This window comes from Paenibacillus apis, from assembly GCF_018333295.1.
GTDB lineage: Bacteria > Bacillota > Bacilli > Paenibacillales > Paenibacillaceae > Fontibacillus > Fontibacillus antibioticophila.
This window is the reverse complement of record NZ_BORS01000001.1, coordinates 551,686-572,326: the sequence shown is the minus strand read 5'-3', so window position 1 is coordinate 572,326 and position 20,641 is coordinate 551,686. Positions and strand designations below refer to the sequence as shown.

15 protein-coding genes and 1 pseudogene are annotated in these 20,641 nt (G+C 51.8%); 2 read left to right on the top strand and 14 right to left on the bottom strand.

Features of this window, described 5'->3' with window-relative positions:
* Positions 1 to 7: 7 nt before the first annotated feature.
* On the top strand, positions 8 to 739 hold the full coding sequence (locus KI362_RS02500) for an SDR family oxidoreductase (RefSeq protein ID WP_301624584.1): 732 nt from the start codon (positions 8 to 10) through the stop codon (positions 737 to 739).
* 140 nt (positions 740 to 879) lie between these two features.
* Here the strand turns inward: KI362_RS02500 and KI362_RS02495 are convergent, their stop codons facing one another.
* The 13 genes from KI362_RS02495 to KI362_RS02435 form a co-directional block, all read right to left on the bottom strand.
* A complete protein-coding gene (locus KI362_RS02495; RefSeq protein ID WP_301624583.1) occupies positions 880 to 1,899 on the bottom strand; it encodes a carbohydrate kinase family protein in 1,020 nt (339 codons plus the stop codon).
* Positions 1,854 to 3,338, bottom strand: coding sequence for a glycoside hydrolase family 32 protein (locus KI362_RS02490; RefSeq protein WP_301624582.1), 1,485 nt, complete (start codon positions 3,336 to 3,338; stop codon positions 1,854 to 1,856). Before KI362_RS02490 ends, KI362_RS02495 begins: the two co-directional genes overlap by 46 nt.
* A gap of 36 nt (positions 3,339 to 3,374) precedes the next feature.
* Positions 3,375 to 4,847, bottom strand: a complete 1,473-nt coding sequence (locus tag KI362_RS02485; protein WP_301624581.1) for a glycoside hydrolase family 32 protein — start codon at positions 4,845 to 4,847, stop codon at positions 3,375 to 3,377.
* Between the two features lie 23 nt (positions 4,848 to 4,870).
* Entirely contained in the window at positions 4,871 to 6,430 is a 1,560-nt protein-coding gene (locus KI362_RS02480; protein ID WP_301624580.1) for a glycoside hydrolase family 32 protein, read from the bottom strand.
* A 109-nt stretch (positions 6,431 to 6,539) separates the two neighbouring features.
* On the bottom strand, positions 6,540 to 7,892 hold the full coding sequence (locus tag KI362_RS02475) for an ABC transporter substrate-binding protein (RefSeq protein WP_301624579.1): 1,353 nt from the start codon (positions 7,890 to 7,892) through the stop codon (positions 6,540 to 6,542).
* Between the two features lie 129 nt (positions 7,893 to 8,021).
* The gene (locus KI362_RS02470; RefSeq protein ID WP_301624578.1) at positions 8,022 to 8,981 is read right to left on the bottom strand and encodes a carbohydrate ABC transporter permease; all 960 of its coding nucleotides are present in this window, start codon (positions 8,979 to 8,981) and stop codon (positions 8,022 to 8,024) included.
* Between the two features lie 21 nt (positions 8,982 to 9,002).
* Entirely contained in the window at positions 9,003 to 9,905 is a 903-nt protein-coding gene (locus tag KI362_RS02465) for a carbohydrate ABC transporter permease (protein WP_301624577.1), read from the bottom strand.
* A complete protein-coding gene (locus KI362_RS02460) occupies positions 9,902 to 12,169 on the bottom strand; it encodes a DUF5696 domain-containing protein (RefSeq protein WP_301624575.1) in 2,268 nt (755 codons plus the stop codon). The genes KI362_RS02465 and KI362_RS02460 overlap by 4 nt, the downstream gene beginning before the upstream one ends.
* A gap of 30 nt (positions 12,170 to 12,199) precedes the next feature.
* On the bottom strand, positions 12,200 to 12,829 hold the full coding sequence (locus tag KI362_RS02455; protein ID WP_301624573.1) for a Yip1 family protein: 630 nt from the start codon (positions 12,827 to 12,829) through the stop codon (positions 12,200 to 12,202).
* On the bottom strand, positions 12,826 to 14,298 hold the full coding sequence (locus KI362_RS02450; RefSeq protein ID WP_301624572.1) for an NHL repeat-containing protein: 1,473 nt from the start codon (positions 14,296 to 14,298) through the stop codon (positions 12,826 to 12,828). The genes KI362_RS02455 and KI362_RS02450 overlap by 4 nt, the downstream gene beginning before the upstream one ends.
* 11 nt (positions 14,299 to 14,309) lie before the next feature.
* Positions 14,310 to 15,179 (bottom strand): carbohydrate ABC transporter permease, encoded by an 870-nt coding sequence (locus KI362_RS02445; RefSeq protein WP_301624570.1) that lies wholly within the window; start codon positions 15,177 to 15,179, stop codon positions 14,310 to 14,312.
* Between the two features lie 17 nt (positions 15,180 to 15,196).
* Complete coding sequence (locus KI362_RS02440; RefSeq protein ID WP_301624569.1) at positions 15,197 to 16,096, bottom strand: carbohydrate ABC transporter permease; 900 nt, start codon at positions 16,094 to 16,096, stop codon at positions 15,197 to 15,199.
* Positions 16,093 to 18,945, bottom strand: coding sequence for an extracellular solute-binding protein (locus KI362_RS02435; protein ID WP_301624567.1), 2,853 nt, complete (start codon positions 18,943 to 18,945; stop codon positions 16,093 to 16,095). Before KI362_RS02435 ends, KI362_RS02440 begins: the two co-directional genes overlap by 4 nt.
* A 438-nt stretch (positions 18,946 to 19,383) precedes the next feature.
* On the opposite strand from KI362_RS02435, the gene KI362_RS02430 reads away from it, so the two are divergent.
* Positions 19,384 to 20,400 carry a LacI family DNA-binding transcriptional regulator gene (locus KI362_RS02430; RefSeq protein WP_301624565.1) on the top strand — a complete coding sequence of 339 codons (1,017 nt, stop codon included), beginning with the start codon at positions 19,384 to 19,386 and terminating at the stop codon, positions 20,398 to 20,400.
* Here the strand turns inward: KI362_RS02430 and KI362_RS02425 are convergent.
* Positions 20,396 to 20,619: pseudogene (locus KI362_RS02425) on the bottom strand (16S rRNA (cytosine(967)-C(5))-methyltransferase RsmB); the annotation flags it as partial. The gene KI362_RS02430 and the pseudogene KI362_RS02425 overlap by 5 nt on opposite strands.
* Positions 20,620 to 20,641: the final 22 nt, after the last annotated feature.

The following is a 20,641-nucleotide window of genomic DNA, read 5'->3' as shown; positions in this document are numbered from 1 at the left end:
AAGGACTATGCATGGAAAAGTAGCTATCATCACCGGGGCCTCACGGGGCATCGGGAGACAAACAGCCATTCAACTCGCCCAGGCGGGGGCGAAGGTCGTGATCAATTATTCAACCCGGCAGGAAGAGGCGGAAGAAGTGGTGAAAGGCATCGTAAAAAGCGGCGGCGAAGCCCTGGCCATTCAGGCTGACCTCAGTCAAGTTAATCAGGTGGAGGCATTATTCGCAGAGACCATAAGCCGGTTCGGCCGCGTGGACATTCTGGTTAATAACGGCGGGATCATGAACAACTACCCTCTTGAGGAGGTTACGGAAGAGCTTTTCGACCGCCATTTCTCTATTAATGTAAAAGGAACCTATTTTGCTTGCCAGCAAGCTATGAAGCATATGGCGCCGGGCGGAGCTATCGTGAATTTCTCCACCTCTGTATCCGGTGCGATGCTGCCAACTTACAGCGTCTACGCGGCCACCAAAGGAGCCGTCGAGCAACTGACACGGCAACTGGCGAAGGAGTTCGGACCGCGGAATATTACAATTAACTGTATCGCCCCAGGTCAAGTAGCTACGGAGCTGTTCCTGACCGGAAAATCTCCGGAGCAAATCGAAGCCTTTACGCGGATGAACGCCTTTGGCCGACTGGGTGAGCCCGAAGATATCGCCAGCGCTATCGAACTGCTTGTCAGCGACAAGGCCCGCTGGATCACAGGGCAGACCTTGAGAGTCAACGGCGGGTTCAATTAAGGGGAATTGTCACGGAGTAGAAGACTAGGCATGCCGGGTGGGCACTAACATAAACAGGGAGATCCAGCAGGTCAGTTCTCACAGACTGCTGGATCTCCCTTTTACATAACAGTATTTATTGAAATTTCTCTATCCGCCTTTTACAGAGGTTCATTGCGGGAGGACTTCAAGGCCAATACCTCTTCCAGCGAAGGCATCGCCGGAATTCCGCCCTTGCGGGTAGTAGCCAAAGCCCCAACCGCATTGGCAAAACGAAGCAATTCCTCAATCTCCTCTTGCTTGCAGGAACTGAGAGCGAGGCCCTTGCTCAGCACCGTATAGATAGCGCCGGCCATAAAGCCATCCCCTGCCCCGGTCGTGTCGACGACCTTCACCGGAAATCCGCTGACGGCTGCCGTAACGGAGCCGCAGCGGCAGTAACTGCCTTGCCCCCCGAGGGTGACCAGCAGCAAGGATACTCCATAACGTTCCGCCAGCATCCGGCTGCCCTGGTCCAAATCCTCGGTCCCCGTCAGAAACTCCAGCTCCTCTTTCGACACTTTGACGATGTCACTGTACTTCATGCCCTCAAGGATCCATTCTCTTGCTTCATCGGCGCTGTTCCAAAGTGCCGGCCGCAGGTTGGGATCATAAGAGACCACGATGCCTTGTTCTTTGGCATAACGCACCGCGCTTAGCGTCGCCGATCTGGAAGGTTCCGCACTCATGGACACCGATCCGAAATGGAACACCTTCGACCTGGCGATCATATCCAGCGGCACCTCATACGGCTCAAGCAATTGATCTGCTCCCGGGTTGCGATAAAAGCTGAAGGAGCGGTCTCCCTGGTGATCCAGATGCACGAAGGCAAGGGTAGTACGGGCTTTTTCCGTTCTTGCCAATCCCGAAATACCGATTCCGCCTCCATTCAGTATCTCTGCCAATTCCCTGCCGAATGCATCGTCGCCTACCTTGCCGATAAATTCGGTCGAACTCCCCAGCTTGGCCAGCGCTGCCAATACATTGGCCGGGGCCCCGCCGGGATTGCGCTCGTAGAGAGGCTGGTCGAATTCTGACATCCCGTAAGGCGTAAAGTCAATCAGTAATTCTCCAATCGAGACGATATCCGCCATAGCTATGCTTCCCCTTCCTTCCCGTTCCAGATCGAGGACAGGGTCCATACATCCAGAGATTCAAGCACCGCATCCCCGGCTCGGGAGAACAGCCTGATCCCGGTACTGCCGGCATCCGGGTATATCCGGTTGGTCATCGTCTTAATGCCGTCGTTAACAAACAGCTCCAATGACGTGCGATCTATATAGAGATGAAGTTTGATGCGTCCGTCTCCGAGCGGAGATATCTGCATATCGCTGATCCCCCCATCTCCCGCACCCGCATGATTGCGGTCCATAATCAGCTTTTCGCTGGAGGGCTGATAAGCAATTTCCGCATATTCCCGGCCATCCTCCGAGCATCTCACCTGGAACCCGAAGGACGCTTCCTCCGATGCACCCGGCGATACTCGAAAAACAGCTTCAATCTCAAGCGAATCCCCCTGAAGCCCAGGGTAGCTGACAGCCTCGCCGCTTCGGAGCACTGTTTCTCCAATATGACGATGGCCCGAGCGCAGCTGCCTCAATTCCTCCACCGGAAGAAAACGGAGAGTTCCATCCTCCGCAACCTTCAATTCGCGCGGCAGGGCAAAAGCTCCCATCCAGCCGTCTTCCTGCTCCGGCATCTTCGCTCCCCAGATATTCATCCAGGCGAACATAATTCTGCGGCCGCGATCGTCAACCATCGTCTGAGGCGCATAGAAATCAAAGCCATAATCAACCCGCTCCGCTACCCGGCGGGTAAACGCCGCCTGCTCGGGGTCAAAGCGGCCGGTCCAATACATCGTCTTCGTCTTGCCCATATTCATCGGCGAGAAGATCAGCACATGGTCCTCCGGATGATCTCCGAGCGGGAACAGATCCGGACATTCCCACATATCGCCCATCGTTCCGTCACTCTCTGCCGCCGGGCCGAGATAATCCCATTGCATGAGATCAGGCGAACGGAACAGCAGGGCCTTCCCGATCCCGTTTTCACCGGAGCCGATCACAGCGTGCCAATGTTCACCATGCTTCCACACTTTCGGATCGCGAAAGCCGAAGCAATCGGCGATCGGCGACGCTGCAATGACCGGATTAGCGCCTTCCTTCGTGAAACAAAGCCCGTCCGTGCTCCGGGCAATACACTGCACTTCGGCCGGTGTATTGCCGTCCACATGTCCGGTATACATCAGCACAAGGGCTCCGTCGTCCTCTACCGCGCTTCCCGACCAGCATCCCGAGGCTCCGCCGCCTTCCCAGCTGTCATAAGCTTCCGACGGTTCAAGCGCAATCGGCAAGTGTTCCCAATGGACAAGGTCCTTGGATTTCGCATGACCCCAGTGCATGGCTCCCTGAATCGGAGCGTAGGGGTAATGCTGGTAGAATACGTGATACTCTCCTTGATAATAGACTACGCCGTTCGGGTCATTCATCCATCCCGATGGCGGCATCAGATGGTAATTCAGTCTGTAACGCTGATCGCTCACGACAGCAGCAGATTCCTTCAGTTGTATATTATTGCTCACCAGTATGTCACCATCCTATGATTCCAATGAAATATATTAATCTTTATTCCAGATTGATTGAAGCGGAAAGATTTCCAGCCTTGAAAATACAGCCTTGCCGCCTGTTGCAAACAGCTCCACGCCTGTGCTTTCCGGGTCAGGATAGATCAAGCTTGTAAACACATGTTCTCCGTCCTCTATGAACCATTCCACAAGACATTGATCAACGAAGCCTCTCATCTTCAGCGTACGCTTCTCCATATTACAATGCGCTTCAAAGCGTTTGGCAAAGTTCGCCTTCCCGCCGGACCGGTCTGCAATGCCGCTGAAGCCCGAATTAGTCCGGTCCAGATACAGTATTGATTCCGAAGGTATGCAACCTATTTCCGTGTATTGTCTCTCCCGCGGAGAGGAACATAGGCGAAGACCGAAGCTTGCGGCTTCCTCCCAGGAGATCTCCAACGAAAATTCATAGGAATTGGAGACAGGCAGATCCAGATCCAGCTTCTGCACACCGTCTTCAAGAACAATCGGTTCAAACGTGCGCGGCGTTAATCGAAGCGACTTCAATTCCTCGATCGGGTCCTGCACAAGTACAAGCCTCCCTTGACGACCGCGGCGTAAGGAAATGCTGCGCGGAATGGACATCCCGCCTTTCCAAGGGGCGGTCGGCGAAGAGAAGGGATATTTCCAGTTGGAGGTCCATCCCAGCCAGACCTGTCTCCCCTGGGATTCGGGGAGATCTGAATAAGAAACGGCCGCATAATAATCCTGCCCATAGTCCGTCCATTGGCTCTGTCCCCGCTCTGCTTCATCCACCGTAAAGCGATGCCCATCGAACTCTCCGACAAAATATTGGGCGCTTGACCCATCCGTCACCTCATTGTCGCCGATACTGACATGAAGCACCCATTTGACGGCACCCTCTTCATCCTCTACCTGCAGTCTGAACAGGTCGGGACATTCCCATACCGCGGCATGGGAGCCCATCCCTTCGCCGAACTCGCTTTCAAACAGCCAGCTTTTCAAATCGGCCGAACTGTAGAAATAAATACGGCGGTCAACGGATACAGCCATAATCCAGCGTTTTGTTTCTTCGTGCCATAATACTTTGGGATCGCGAAAATCTTTCAGTCCGGGGTTCGGAATGACCGGATTCCCGACGTATTTGGTCCAGCTCCGTCCGCGGTCGGCACTATACGCAATGCTTTGCGACTGAAGCCCGTCTTTGAAGTGGGTAAATATCGCAACCAGTCCGGGTTCTCCGTCAAAAAATCCGCTGCTGTCCTGCCAATCGACCACGGCGCTTCCGGACCAGATGTCGCCCAGTTCGTCGGTATCGAGCGCAAGCGGCAGATGCTCCCAATGAACGAGATCCCTGCTGACCGCGTGCCCCCAACGGCCGGTGAATTGATAGAACTGGTGATATTCACCGTCAAAATAGACCATGCCATTCGGATCGCTCATCGGGCCTTCCGGAGGCGTTAAGTGAAACTGCGGGCGATACTTTTCTCGGTACAGTGGTGTCAATCCGATCCCTCCATTGTTCTTGTTCATGATTCCGGAAGGAACAATTTCAATTGTTCCAGAGTCGTTGTTCCTCCGCCGCTATACCAGCCCCAGGAATGTCCCGGCATCTTATAGATGCGTGCCGTCAATGACACACCGTTGATATAGAAGGAACAAGCATCATTTTCGATAATTATTGTAAAAGTGTACGGCTTTCCCGCCTCCAGGACTGCGGGGACTTGCAGATCGGGCTTCAGGGAGCGGAGTTCCTTGCCCGGCGCCGCATCATAACGGAGGCGCCGCTCGCTTGGCTCCAGCCGGATGCCGTAGGCACGTTCGGCCTCTTCGCCTACGCCGACAACGAAACCGGTATAGGATACATCACTGTCAAAGGTCACGGTGCCCGTGATTTTAGCGGTGGCCGGCAATTGATCGAATACGATGCCTGACATGCCGCCCTGAGCGTTGATCGTCATGTTCTCCGACTCGCCGCTTGCTTCGCCCAGGACAAGCTTTTGCCGGATCGCCGTTTCTTTGGAGAACAGGGTTTCAACTTCATCTGGGGCCTTTACGGACAACGTACCGTCAGGATGCTGAACAATTTGATGTACCGCCATATTGCCTGCCCAGTCCCATTTCATATAATCCTTCTCGTTCTGACGGGTCGGCACCCAGCCGAACAGATAGCGGCGGTCGCCGATCGCTCCTGTCTTGGCGGCATAAAAGCCTTTGCCGTCGAACATATCCTGTTCCGGCTTAATCCAGGGACCATCCAGCGATTTGCTCATTCGGTAATGGGTAGCGCCCATGTCGCTAAACTCTGAAAATACCATGTACCAGGTGTCACCCATCTTGAACAGATCCGCACACTCTAGCATGAAGTATTTGTCGGTATCCTCCACCTTCAGCGGCTCCCCGACCTCCCAATGGCTCAAATCCTTGGAAGTAAACAGAGCCAGTACACCGCCGGCCACCCCTTCTTTTCTCGCGCTGACGAGCATCCAGTACTCCTGCTTCTCTTCGTTGAAGATTACGAACGGATCGCGGAAGTCGTGACGCTCATAGCCTTCCGGCGCATAGAACGTATCCTCAGGAATTTTTGTCCAGCTCTTCAAGTCCTTGCTCACAGCATGCATGACCGCTTCCTTCGGTTTGTCTTCATCCGGGAACATCCAGTTATGACCGGTATAAAAGAAATGGTACATATCCCCAACCTGAATCGCACTGCCGGTACCGATCGCCAGGTCTTGCTTGCCGATCTCGGAGAACGGAATTACCTCTCCGTGATACGTGTAATCCGTCAGATTGCTCGTGGTCACGTGAAAGATGGGATGGAACCCCGGAGCTCCGTCCCGCCAATCCTGCAAATAGAACAACTCAATCCGATCACCGTTATTGAACGGCATTACGTCCCCAACCCATCCTTCGGGCGGTTTCCAGAACAGGCGGTCAGGGGTCCGGGTAACGGGCTGTTCCTGAACGATATCAGCTGTTGTCGGCGGTGTGTTATTCGCCTGATTCTCTTGCATGGAACTCTCCTCGCCGGAACTGCTGCATCCCGAAATGATCGTCATCATCAAACAGAGCGGAAACCACAGCTTCATGGCTTTGCGTGAGATAATTATGCCGCTCTCTCCTCTCCTAAATAACCCGATCCTGCATAAACCGCAGGATCGGGCCTGCTAATAAATAGAAATCAGTGCTGCGTCATAATTACTGGGTCAGCGTAATCTTGATGCCTTCCTCCATAATTCCCTTAGCCGTCGCCGCAAAAGTACCTACTGGAGTTCCTTCCTTGATACCGGTCAAGACCGCTGCGTTAGCGTCCCAATACTGCTCAACGCCGATCGGAGCAAACAGGATTTTACTGCCGAGGTAGTTCATCATGTCTACTTTCTCCTGCCCATAAAGCTTCACATTGTTCTCCATCGACTTGTTGAGCTCGTTTCGGGACATCATTTTAATCAATTCGGCACCGCCTTGCGGATTTTTGGAGACAACCGGAATAGACCAGCCGCCAAGTCCGCCCGGGCCCGCGTCCTTTTCTCCCTTAGGACCGGTAGGAACCGGAACGAAGTCGATTTCATAGTCGCTCTTGAATACGTTGTATCCGCCGAAGCCGTACTCTGCGCTCATCGCCAGCTTGCCGTTCTTGAACTCGGCATTGAAATAATCGCCTTCCTTGCTGCTGTCAATGAACTTATCCTTCAGCAGGGCATCCTGTGTGAACTGCATTGCTTCCTTCACATTCTCCGAATCATAGTTCGTCGTAATCGTACCATCTGGATTATAGGAGAGCAGCGTCCTTCCGTTCGAGCCCACCATCAAGGCATACCCGGCATCCCACCAGCCGAAGCCGTATTGATCGACTTGACCGTCGCTGTCCGTATCCTGAGTCAGTTCCATTGCAACTTCGCGGAACGTATCCCATGTCCAGTTGCCTTCCGCATAGTATTCCGAAGGCGTCTTGACCCCGTTATCGTCGAACATCGTCTTGTTATAGAAAATTACGATGGGGGTAGAAGTAGAACCGACCGCATAGGGCTTGCCGCCGAATGAAAATGCATTGGTTACGGCCTTGTTCCACATTTCATCGCTCAGGTCAATATATTGGTCGATTGGCTGCACAATATTTTTCAATGGATATACCGGGAAGTTCTGGTCGTTTGCTTGAGCGACATCTACCTGGTCTCCCGCGTTCACCATCGAGATCAAAGTCGACTTTTGGTCACCCCAGGGCACTGCAATCACATTCACCTTGCCGCCGAACTTGGCTTCGAACTCGGGAACAGTCTCCCAAAGCACATCATAGGCATCGGGATTTCCTGCTTTCGTCTCTTCATACTGCTCTTTGGACGTATGGTAGAGAATCGTAATGTTAGGGTTATCCAGCTTGGTTTCTTCCTGGACCGCCTCATTGGCGGACGCGTTGTTCCCGCTCTCATTTACAGCTTGATTTGCGGTGTTGCCTGCATTGCCGTTACCGCCGGAGCAGCCGGAGATCAGGGCGATCGTCGTCATCGCCGTGAGCAGCGTGGTCCAGAACGATTTTGTTCTCTTTTTCATGAATCATAGTCCTCCCTGGAATTTAATAGTTTCGGTCTTGCATAACTCCCTTTTATGCCCGATATGAAGCCCAAGCTCAACTGTTCCGGCATCACCACCTTTACGCTGCAGGTTTCGATATAGAAGCTGCTATTTGATCCCCACATGCTCGATCGACTCCGTGAAATAGCGCTGTGTCAGCAGATACAGGATCAGGAGCGGCAGGATCGACAACAGCGCTCCGGCCTGAATCCGTGTGACTACGGCCAATGGATCACTAATCGTCTGCACGTTGACCACGGCCTGCAAATCTACACGCAGCGAGGAAAGCGCAATGGCGAAATTCTTCTTCATGTTGCCCAGGAACAGGTTCGACATATAGTATTCGTTCCAATGCCACACGAAGGAGAACAGGAATACCGTGATGATCGAATTTTTGGCGTTCGGGAACATGACCCGAAAAAAGGTTTTGAACGGTCCTGCACCATCGATGTAAGCCGCATCCTCAAGCTCCGCAGGCATCCCCTTGAAAAATTGCCGGAAGATAAAGATATACAGGCCGGAACGCAGACCCAGCGCGAATAGCGAAGGCAGGTAAAAGGATGCATAGTTGCCCACCAGACTGATATGGTCTGGACCGCCGGTAATGGCAGAGACTACGTTCATCAGACCAAAGGCATCAAAGTACTTCATATCGGCGTACATCGGCAAAATAATCGTCTGCACGGGCACGACCAGCGTCAAAATGACGAGGACGAACAGCACATTTGAACCGAAAAATTTAAATCTTGCAAACCCGTAGGCGACAAAAGCACAGGATAATACGTCCAGAATGCCGCAGCCCAGGCCGATCAGCATGCTGTTCTTGAACGCCCCCCAGAAATCCATCACCCGGAGCGCATCAAGGAAATTATCAAGAGTAAAAGTCTTTGGAATCCAGATCACACTCGGATCAAGCGCATCGGCCGGTGCCCGTAAGGCCATGCTGAGCATGTATAGCAGCGGATAGAGCAGTTGATAGCCCAAGGTAGCAAATACGACAAACCGCAGAATCGAGATCAGCGTTGCCTTTGTCTTCTTGGAGAATTTGTTGCGAATGATTTCACTCATACTGTGTCTCCCCTTTCCGGATCAATCCTGCATGTAGACAATTCGCTTCTTCAGGAACAGGAATACGAGACCGAGCAAGACTGCGATTGCCAAGCAATACAGCCAGGCCATCGCACTGCTGTAGCCGAAGCGAACCTGGGAAAACGCTGCATTATAGATCATCAGAATGACGCTGTTTCCGTAGTCCGTAAACGAATCGATGATCGTGTAGACGATATTCAGCAGCATCATCGGCGTCAGCATTGGAAGCGTGATCTTCCAGAACTGCTCCCATTTACGCGCGCCTTCCAGCGAGGAGGCTTCATACAGGTAATCCGGTATGGCGTGGAGTCCGGCCAGGAACAGCAGGACCTGAACCCCCGAGCGCCAAGTCAAATCAAATATTCTGGCAATTACATTGTTAAAAATGTCTATCAACTGCTGGCCGAAGCCAAGCTCAGTCAAAATCCCGTTAAGGCCGCCGCCGGAGAATAAGTAGACGCTCTCTACGCCTCCGCGCATGCCTTGAGAGAACACATCCTCCTTCAAAATCTGCATCAATACGCCCGAGGCGATGATTACCGGAAGGAAGGAGATCGCCCGCATTAGCCCTCTGCCGCGAAATTTATTCTTGAGCAGTACGGCAACGAACAGGCTGTACACAAGAATTAGAGGCACGCTGTAAATCATGTTCACTAGCGAGTTTACGCCTTCCCGGATAAAGGACGGATCTTTAAATAGGGCATATTTGAAATTTTCGAGTCCGATATAAGTCCCTTTTAGTCCTTGTGGCGTCATCTCCAGATTTTGAAACGAATATATCATGGAAACGAGCATCGGCCTGGCAAAAAACAGAATGAAGCCCAATATCCAAGGAAGTACGAACAAAAAACCGTACAGCTGCTTCTTGCGTTCATATGGAATCGTCTTAAATCTTCGGATCATGACCGTTCCTCCTGTTCAACCAGCCAGCTCTTGGCCTGGACAAGCTTACCGCCGGCCTGGACAGGTTCATCGTTATAATTCACGATAATCTTCGTTCCCCCGTCATAAGTCGTACGGAACACCCCTTCGTCCAGCTTCTCATGCTCCATGATGGCTTTGCCGGCTACTTGGTCAAGCGCTTCGTTAATAACGCCGTATTGACGGGAAAGCTCCTCGGACCACAAGCCGAATTCGGCGCTGTACAACGAATCAAGCGGCGTCCCCTCAAGCAATTCCCCGTCGCTCGCGATGAGTCGGTAAGCCGGGTACGTTCCCGTCTCGATCAGCTTCAGCAAGTAGCTGCTGGGATCACCGGACAGGTTGATTGGCTCGCTGAATGCCGGGATCAATCCGCTGATCGCGATGCTGTAGAACGGAACGCTCTCATCCTCGACATCGAATCCGCTGGTATACAATGGAACATCACTGATCGCCTCGGCATAAGGGAAGGTATAGGCGCTGGCGTGATCGAACATCAAACCGCCGACATGGCTCTGTGCCTGCTCCAAGCTGTCTTCCCAGATTTGACCGGTTTCATTTTTGGACAGGGAGCCCTTTCGGAAATCCGAATAGACCATGCTGCCAATGCCCTGAACAGCGATTCCCTGCAAATCGTTCTCGGCGGCCATTTTCGTGAACCGGCCCAGTGCTTCAAGCACCGTTTCGGGCTTCAGAAGATACCAAGGCTTGCGTTCCGGGTTTTTCGCCCCGTCACTGAGGCGGTAATCATATTGAAGCACCGGCGCCCGGCTGATCCCCTTGGTCACATCAGAAAACTTATTGAACCCGTTTCCGCCCTTGAAGAAATGCACCGGATCCATGGCGGGATAGAATGCCACATCGGCATCCTTCAAATCCCGGATCATTTCCCGCCAGCCTCTGGTTCCGCCCAGATTGGACTCCGGCTTGACCTTTGTCGGAACCTTGCCGAGCAGACCGTCGGCCATCCAGCCTTCGTAGCGAATGAACAGGTTCGTCACGCCCTTCTCCTGCAGTTCTGAGGCAGCCTCCGTTACATCCTTGTACGAGGTTAGCGTCTCGACGCTGTTATAAGGAATTCCCAGGAAGGTCTTCCGTTTCTTGATCCCGCCTATAAAATCAATCAATAATGGGACATGCTCCGAAGATACCGCCTTTTCTAGCCCCATACCTTGCTCCTCCATGAGATATTGACGGTAACGATGAGCCATGCCGGCATAATCCGCATCCTCCCCATACAGGAAGTAGTACTTTACCTCGTAGGGAATATTGCCGATCAGCGTCTCCGAGGTTCTCAGCACCTGCTTTTCATTGAGCGTGCCTTCCATGATCAAGTTCGTCTCGGATTCCATCACATTCAGATAACTGTATATATTGTTGTACTGGTTGCTCTTTCCGCCGACCTCGGCTGCGATCCCGGCCTGATAAGCGCCTTGGTGAATCACGGCGAGAAAGGCATTGTCATTGCTTTTCAATCCGTAGACCGGCAGCTTGATATCCTGCTTCACGGCAGTCTGCCCTGTAACCGTCAGAGCCTGGTCTCCGCCGAATACCCTCTCGTTGTAAGACTTATAATGACTCTTGCGATTATTCAGATGAATCAGCGCGCCGCTCCCGTCGGGAATGAACATATATCCTTCATCCTCCGGACCGCCGGCACCGAAGAAAGGCAGCAGGCTGATATTCACCAACCGGAACTTATCTTCCTGGAGAATGCCCTCTGTCAGGATCGTTGCGGAAAAGGCATCCTCCTGAATCGAATAACGCACCGGAATCGTGATTCCCGCTTTCGGAAATTGAAAGGTGACATCTATTCCGTCTTTTCCCTTGCTCCATTCAAAGGTTTTGTCTTTGATGCTTCCGGTATAATTGTTCAATTGGAACGGTTTGGACTGAGGATCGACATAATCCAGCAGGAGCTGGGACTGCAGATCCATCTTTTTGCTCCCCTTGGCCACTGGGTCCTCCTCGCGGCCTTCCGGATTGCTCTGCCAGATCCCGCCGCTCTTCAGCTCCGTGACTATTATTTCTGCGGTTTCCGGATTGAAGTCGAGCGCAAGATATTCGTTTTCGGCAACGCGTTCAAATCCGGCCTTCACTTCTCCGCTTAATGTCTTGGCTCCGTCCTTGCTGTGATCAGGAGCCTCGCTCTCCAGCCCGGCTGCAGGTTCGCCATAGATCGGCGCGACCGAAGTCATTACGACGATCAAGGCCAAAATCGCTCCCACCCAAGCATATTTCTTCATGCATGTTCCTCCTTTCTCTGCGTGATCCGTCTACAAGCGGAACAACAATTCGTTATAAATGGTGTAAAAAAATACGTATAGTTGATGAAACAGCGTGTAGAACAAAATCACGAGAAAAACGACGATTCCCATGGCGATAAAGGTCATCAGCAGGGATTGAAGCGTCTTGACGAAGCCGTAATCATGGATAATCATCATGCCGATGATCATCAGCACCGCGCTCCATAAAATTCCGATCACGGCGAAGTAGTGCAGAAACGCCCCTTCCTCCTGAAGCAGCACATTGCTTAACATGGTTGAGATGATCGAAGCGAACACATAAGGAAGCAGCGAATAAGCGCTGATAATGACGATTTCAACCGCTTTTCCCTCTCCGTCCATCCAGGTAGCCACCGCCCAGTTGCAGGTCACCCACAGCACATACAGCACCAGCGTCTTGGTAGCAATGAGCCAGATGTTCAAAGCGGATAAATCGGCGTAATTGAAAATGAAGCCCGTATTTTGCCGTTGCAGCAGAGCCGAGAAGAAGAAGAGCAGAACGATCAGTGACGCGGCAATCATAGAGCCTTTGCGTTCGTCCTTGACCGAATAATAAGCCTCAAAAGGATGGAGCAGACAACGCAGCGGATTGATTTTCCCTTGCAGCATAGAAGCTATCACCCTCTCGCCCCCTTTCTCTTCTTCGCGGTTCTGATTCTGGCCCATTTAAGCGCGTAGTATATAACAGCTAGCAGAGCCAGCACCGTCATGAGGACAGGCAGGTATTCCCGCACCGTCTGAATCCGAACCTGCGCGAAGGCATCGGAGTAGCCAGCATGCTCTGCGCCAAGCATGTATCTCTTCATCGCGGAACCATACTGCTCTTCCTTCTCCAATGCCTTGGCAATGCCGACGTGGGCGACATTGCTGTTGCGGTTAGACTTGGATACCTGTTCCCACAGCCCGGCCGCTTCCTCATACAGCCCCTGGCTGTACAGCACCGTTGCTTCCCGCACCAGTTGCCCGTATTCGCTTAATGTAAAGCGGGTAACGTTCTTTTTACCGGTGTCCAGCACGAGAATATCACCATTCTGGTAGGCTACCGCCGCCGGCTGCAGGAAGGTTCCTGCCTGATTGCCCAGTGCGCCGAATACCGCCGTCTGGTTGCCTTCCTGATCATATTCGAAGACATGTCCTCTCGTACGGTCAAGCGCCGCAATAAAGCCGTCGCCATCAATGGCAACATCTACGAAGGAGGTATCGACCTTGACGTTCTGCTTCATGGTGTACTCCCGATCCCCGAACCGGACGGCTCCCTTCTGTCCCTTGAGGACATTGTTGCCGAGGGGGTTCAGCTTCTTGATCTGTTCCGCGGAGTTCTTCGATACAATCGTCGACGTGTAGACGAAATCATTCGTGCCGATATCGAGATTGGAGTATTCGATCGGCAGCAGCTTTACCATCGACTCCCGCTGTTCCTTGGACAAAATGCTTTTCCAGAACGCTTCGAGAACGACGGCCGGAGTCACTTCTACCTTGTTGCTGCCGTAATAGCTGGTGAACCCTCCGTTCATATCGAATTGCATCAAGCCGTAATATTGGCCTTCGGACAGCACGTAGATTCTGCCGGCGCTGTCTGCCGCCACCTTGACCGGCTTGAATACGAAGCTGTCGGGAATGAGCGGATGATCCAGCTCCTTGATGACCAGATCCACAGTATAATCACCCTGAATGCGGAGCACGCGTCCGTTCCCTTTGTCCGCCACGTACAGAACGCCGCTTGCATCCACATACAGGCCTGTCGGTTGATTCAAAGCGGTCTCTTGCCCGTTCAGCTTTAGCTTGTCGATTACCCGCAATAACTTCAGCTTCTCGTCCAGGACAATGATCCGGTTATTTCCCGTATCGGCCAGATATATCTGGTTGCCGGAAGTCACGAACAAATCCTGCGGCTCGACCAACTGACCGGCTCCCATATCGATGCCCGTATATACCTTGTCAGGCAAATAGCTGTTCGGAGCAGCCTTCGACTGGTCCCATTCGTTATATACATAAGCCCGGTACGGCGCTTCGGCATAGACGGTTGAAGCTGAGCCCAGAGAGAGCAGTGCCAGGAGAACGGCAGTCAAAGCAATAAGTCGGTTCTTCATAGCTCCTCCTGTCACTTGATTCCGGCAAAGGTCATCGTCTCGACGACCTTGCGCTGGAGCAAGACGAATATAATCATTGGCGGAATCATCAGAATGACGGAAGCGGCGGCACCGACGCCCATTCTGGCGATCGGGTCGCTGCTTACAATCTGATCGAGCGCCATTTTGAACACTTTCAGGGACTCGCTGTAGATCAGCTCCTTCGGGGCATAGTTCCACAGGTTGATAAATTGAAAAATGATGACCGTCATGACTGCAGGAAGCGCGTTCGGAAGCACCATTTTGAAGAAGGTCCGATATTCGCTTGCCCCGTCAATCCGGGCGGCCTCCAGAATGGCGTCAGGCAGCTGCTCGATAAACTGCTTCATTAGAAACAGGCCGAGGGAGGCTCCGATCCATGGAAGAATCAGCGCTCCGTAAGTATTCACCAGCTTCAAATTCGCCATCAAAATAAACTGGGGAATAAACGTAACCTGCGGCACAAACATTAGCGCCATTAAAATAACGGAAAAAATAATGCCCTTTCCTGGAAACTTGTGCTTGGCAAGCGGATAGGCCGCCATCGAAGCAAACAGCACATGAAACAGCGTCCCCAGCACAGCGATCATCAGTGTATTAAACACATACCGGGATAGCGGTACCCACATATTTGAAGCGAGCTGGAACAACCCTTCGAAGTTATCCAGCGTAGGTCTCTGAACGATCAGCTTTGGCGGAAACTGCAGCAGCTCATCAAGCGGTTTGAGCGAAGTCACAATTGCAAAGATGAAAGGAAATGCAGAGAAGATACCAAGCAGGGCGATAAACCCGAAGATGACAATATTGCCGCCGAGCGATCTTCTTGCTTTCGCTCCGGATTTCTTTTTCTGTATTTTGAACATAGTTTTCCCCCCTCCGGTCATAATCCGACTTTGTTCAGGAGCTTATTGACGATCCGGTTTGTCGCGACCATCATGATGAAGAGCACCACGGCCATCGTAGAGGCGTATCCCATCTCGTAACGAATAGTTCCGTAGTCCATAATGTGCGTCACCATCGTCTCCCCTGCGTATTCCGTACTCGGAAAACCGGCTAACTCAATCGATACTTCGGCTACACTGAATGAAGTGACAATCTGCATCACTGCGCCGAACACCAGCTGCGGCACCATCGAAGGCAAGGTAATGTACCAGAGCTCCTGGAATCGGTTTTTAATCCCGTCCATGACGCCCGCTTCATACAAGCTTCTGTCGATCGTCTGCAGACCCGCCACAAACGCCAGGAAGCTGATCCCGAGACTCATCCATAGCTGGACCAGAATCAGAATGATCAGAACATATTTCTTGTCGACCAGCCAGGCGATGGGATCGGAAATGATCCCCAGCTTCATCAGAAAGCCGTTCAAATATCCGTAAGCATCAGAGCTGAAAATAAGCCGCCACATCGGATACACAGAAGCGCCGACGATAGCTGGAATATAAAAGACGACTGTAGCGATCGAGCGAAGTGTCCTGGACAAGTCATTGATCATCCAGGCCACCAGGAAGCTGAGTGCATAGCTGATCGGGCCGGTGATAAAGGCAAAGAGCATCGTATTTTTCAACGCCGTAATAAAGATGTCGTCATCCAAGAACAGCCGGATATAGTTATACCAGCCGATGAATCGCGGTGGCTCGATCATGTTGTAATAAGTGAAGCTGAACACGAATGAGAGAATGACCGGCAGGATCGTGAACAAGATGAAGAAGATCAGATACGGCATCATCAGCAAATAGCTTTCCTTATGTTTTTTCAGTTTTCCCGTCCATCCCGTGTTCATGGTTTCACCCCGAATTCATACCGCTTGCGGGTAATTTCTTCATTAATTTGCTTGTTCCAATAGTAGAGCGCTTCGCGCGGATTTTCCCACTGGAACACAACGCCGCGGAAGGCGTTGTCAATATTCCGCGAGGTATAGTAGCCACCCGGCAGCTCCGGAACCTCCTGCACCTGCTTCCACTGGTTCATGAGCACCTCTTGCTCCGACCGGCTCCAGACGGTGGTTGCGAAGGCTTCAATATTGGCAGGAGTACGGCGTCCGAGAACCCCCAGCTCGTTCTCCAGCTCCTTCACGAACTGGCTCTGGATCTCCGGAGCGTTCCACCACTCCATAAAAGTCCAGGCATCGTCCTTGTGTTCGGCGCTCTTCAATATAATGCCTGCGGTTCCGTTCGCCGCGCTGGCATGATTGATCTCGCCGTCCCGCTGCAATACGCCAGGAATCGGCCGCATGGTCCAGGTGCCGTCGATTTCCGGCGCCGCGGAGGTCAGCGTGTTATACATTTTGTAGCTAGTAATGACAATCGGCATTTCACCCGACCAAAAACGGTTAAGATCGTTCTTGTAGAGCGGATAGTCATATAAGTTGTAAAAGTCCGTCCATTGCTTGAACGCCTGATAAGCCGATTGCTCATGGAACCGCGTCGCGGTATGCTCCTCGTTATACACGCCGCTGTCGTACTGCATCAGCAAGGTCGGGTACAGATTCAGGAGCCCCATGCCCTGATTCAGCAGCCCGTAGGCATCCAGGCTTTCATACGGCAAGCCGATCTGAAGATTGTTGTTCTGCAGCACCGGCGCGATCTTCATCAGATCATCCCAGGTGCTCGGAGCGCTCAATCCGAGATCCGAGAGCACATCATCCCGGGTAAACATCATAAAGAAGACTTGTTCATCGGGAATCGCAAACGTATGGCCCCGGTATTGATAAGGCACAAATGCGGAATCCATATACTGCGGAACGAGCTCATCGAAGCCTTCGTATTCGTCGAGCGGTTCCAGGGCGCCGCGGATCGCCAGGTTCATCGTATCTCCCCGGTTAGTAAACAGGTTGATGTCCGGTCCTACGCCGGCCATCACCGCTTTGACGAGCGCGTCCTTCACAATGTTCAGATTGACGCGAATTCCCGTCTCCGGCGTGAATGATTCCTCGATCATCCGGTTCAACACATAAGCCTGGTCACGGCCGAGACCGACCCAGATGTCCAGGGGCTCTTTGCCGTTCGTTTCTCCTTGATCCGCGCTGATGGAATCATAGTTCTGCAAAAATGAGCCCGTGAAGGTCCGGAGCTCATGAAGCGCCGTTTGAAACACATTGGCATCGCCCTGCGGCTTCTTTACTTCCGAAGAAGCAAGATACAGATAGTCCAGCTCAAGCGGCTGATTTTTTATTGTCATGACCCAATCGGCCAGACCCGTAATATTGGACTTGAAGGCGTCCAGCCGCTTCGGCAGCGTATCGGGACGCTCGATGAAGCTGTCCAACTGATACGCGACCATCCGGAAGGTGGATGAACCGGGATTTTGCTGCCCGGCCAATTGATCAAGCTGCTGTGCCGTATCCTTCAACTGTAGCGACAGGCGTTCAAATTCAGGAATTAGCTCGGGAACGCTCTTGTCGAGGTCATAGTCCCGGTAAGCATCCGGCGTAACACCGGTAATCATCACAATCTTCCGGTACATCTGATTGAGATCGAACACGATGTCCTGTACCGATTGAAGCGGCAAAGCCATGTCACCCAAAGTGACTTCCATTTTCAAATCGTGAAGCCCCTTCGTCAGATAGAACAGATAAGGCTCCTCACCGCTATTTCCCAGTTCGCTCACGCTCCAGGAGGTATTATAGAGAAAGCGCACCTTTTCCATCTCGGCAAAAGGAACAGCATCGTCGATCATGATTTTCCTGGATACGAATGCACCCTTCACTTCATTTTGCTTGTATCTCATGCCGATCTTGTACCAGCCGTCCTCCGGAACCTCCAGCTGCCAGCTGATCCATTGTCCTGCGACCTCCCAATTGCTGCCGCCGATCGTGTTGATCCGGATATGGACCGGATTGTACGGCTCCGATAACGGACTGGATCGATCCACAGTTGGAAAAATGCCTGCCGCAGATTTGAGATAAGCGTTCTCGGCTTGAACTTTATAGACGAAGCCCTCCGGCGAGGCCTTCTTACCAAGCTCTTGTTTATTTGCAGCATAGGACTTGTAATCGGCCGGCTTTCGGTAAAGGTCAAGCCTCAGATAATCGAGCATGGCGGCTTCCCTTGAATTTTTAAGCTCAAACCGGTGCTTTCCCGAAGACAGGCTTAGTTTCAAAGTGCCGCTACTCAGTTCGCCTGGCTCCTGCAGCTTGGTCTCCATCCACATTCCCTGCTCAATCTGTCTCGGACGAAGATCATTTCCGTCCGTCTTTCTCATGGGCGTGGAAGCATCTCTCCAGGCCCGGTTGAGGGTAAACGGCACCAAATCATTCAGCGGCTGTCCATCGACCTGAAGCGAAAATTCGATGTCCATGCCGTTGCCTTCGAGCGGGTAATATCCAAGCGATACTTCGTATTCCCCTTCGGCAGGGACTTCGATCTCCCAAGCTGCCGTATCTCCTTCCCCCCATTTCAAAACATCGCTTCGCCCTTTCCATTCCCCGATCAGGGAAGAAGGCTGTTCCTTCTGCGTTGTGCTTAGGCTCGCCGAAACTGCGATTCCATCTTCCAATTGTCTTTCCACATCGGAATACGCTGCCGCCGATGGTGGCGGAAGCTCCTCCTCCTTAAAAGACAGTACGCTGAGAAGAGCCAGCAATAACGCCAACACAGCGCATCCCGTAATGCCCAATATCCATTTCTTCATTCGGTCAACCCCCGCACTGCAAGTTCTTCTTAATTGTGCAAATTTGTGTATAAATCAATTATTTTGTTTACATATTAGATTACAAATACAAACAAAATAATTAACATAAGTGCAGTATAGCGCTTTCATTATAGGGTGTCAATTACCTGGCTACTTAAATTTTTTATATTTCGGCCTATATCTTCCTTTTTAAAATGAGCGTTTGTTTGAGTGTCATAACTATTTAATTTAGTTATTCTCCCGCCATGGCCAAGGTCTTTCCATACACTGGAATACCATTTATAATATGTATCAGAGCATTACAACCTACCTCTTCAAAACTATCGTTATCACATGAATGAATTTCGCTTTTTTGTTTACACTTAATTTTACAAATGCACAATTTTGAGTTATTATGAATGTTAGAACAATGGGCAAAGGCCAAGAAGGAGTTTACGAATGGCAGAGAAGATTACCATCCAACATATCGCCGACGCGCTGGGATTGTCCAGGAATACGGTATCCAAGGCGCTGAACAACCACCCGCAGATCCCGGAACAGACTCGGGAGAAGGTGCTGCAAAAAGCGGCGGAACTGAAATATAAAAATTTTTCGCAAATATCCCCTATAAAAATAGGCAACATCGCCCTGTTAACGAGGGGGGACATCAATGCTATCAGCTTCTACTCCGAGACGATCAAGGGAATGGAGACCCGTTTAAGCACACAGGGATACAATCTGATCCTCACCCTGGTCAAGCCTGAGGATATTCGCTCAAATACGCTCCCGGCCAATATCAATCAATTTAATGTGGATGGCATCGTCTGTATCGAAATCTTTGACCGGGATTATATCCAGACGATTCTGGACACGGAAATCCCGACGGTTTTTATCGATTTCATCCCGAATACTGTCTACGCGGACTATCACTACGATGTCATTTTGATGGAGAGTGAATATGCCGTCTATTCATTGACCTGTTCCTTATTGGAAAAAGGACACACAGAGCTCGGTTTTATCGGAGACTATAACCACTGCAGAAGCTTCCATGAAAGATGGGTCGGATTCAATCGCGCCATTTGGGATTATCGCTTGGAACCACGCTCCGATTACAACATTACCTTGGAGGATAACAATCCCTATCTATCGGTGGAATGGATGAAGAAGCAGCTGCAAAGCTTGAAGGCTCTGCCAACTGCCTTTGTGTGCACCAATGACGACATCGGAATTACCGTAATCCGGGCACTCAAGGAGCTTGGCCGCACGGTGCCTGAGCAGATCGAGGTAACCGGATTTGACGACGTTGCAAATGCAGAGATTTTTTCCCCTCCGCTTACAACGGTTCATACCTATCCATATGAGCTCGGGACGAGAGTCGTCGAATGCCTGCTGACGCGGATTGAGCAGCCTGCCAGACATAATGAGACAATTTATCTGGAATCCAGAGTCGTCCGCCGAGGCTCGACGAAATCATGATCATAGTTTTCCCGCCGGGAGCGGCACAGCAATCAAGCACCTTCATTCCCGGCTCAGGCGTTACCGCTCCACCAACTAGCATCGAGCTCTCATCCTGCACGGATAATAGCCCGTCCTTATACCAGGAGGATAGAGCCATATCCCCCCTACCCGCACAACATTCCCTGCAGGAGACAGCGAGGAAGCCGCAGCTGTTATCCCTTCCTTGAGCATGCTATCAGAAAATAGAGCGAGCCAGAAG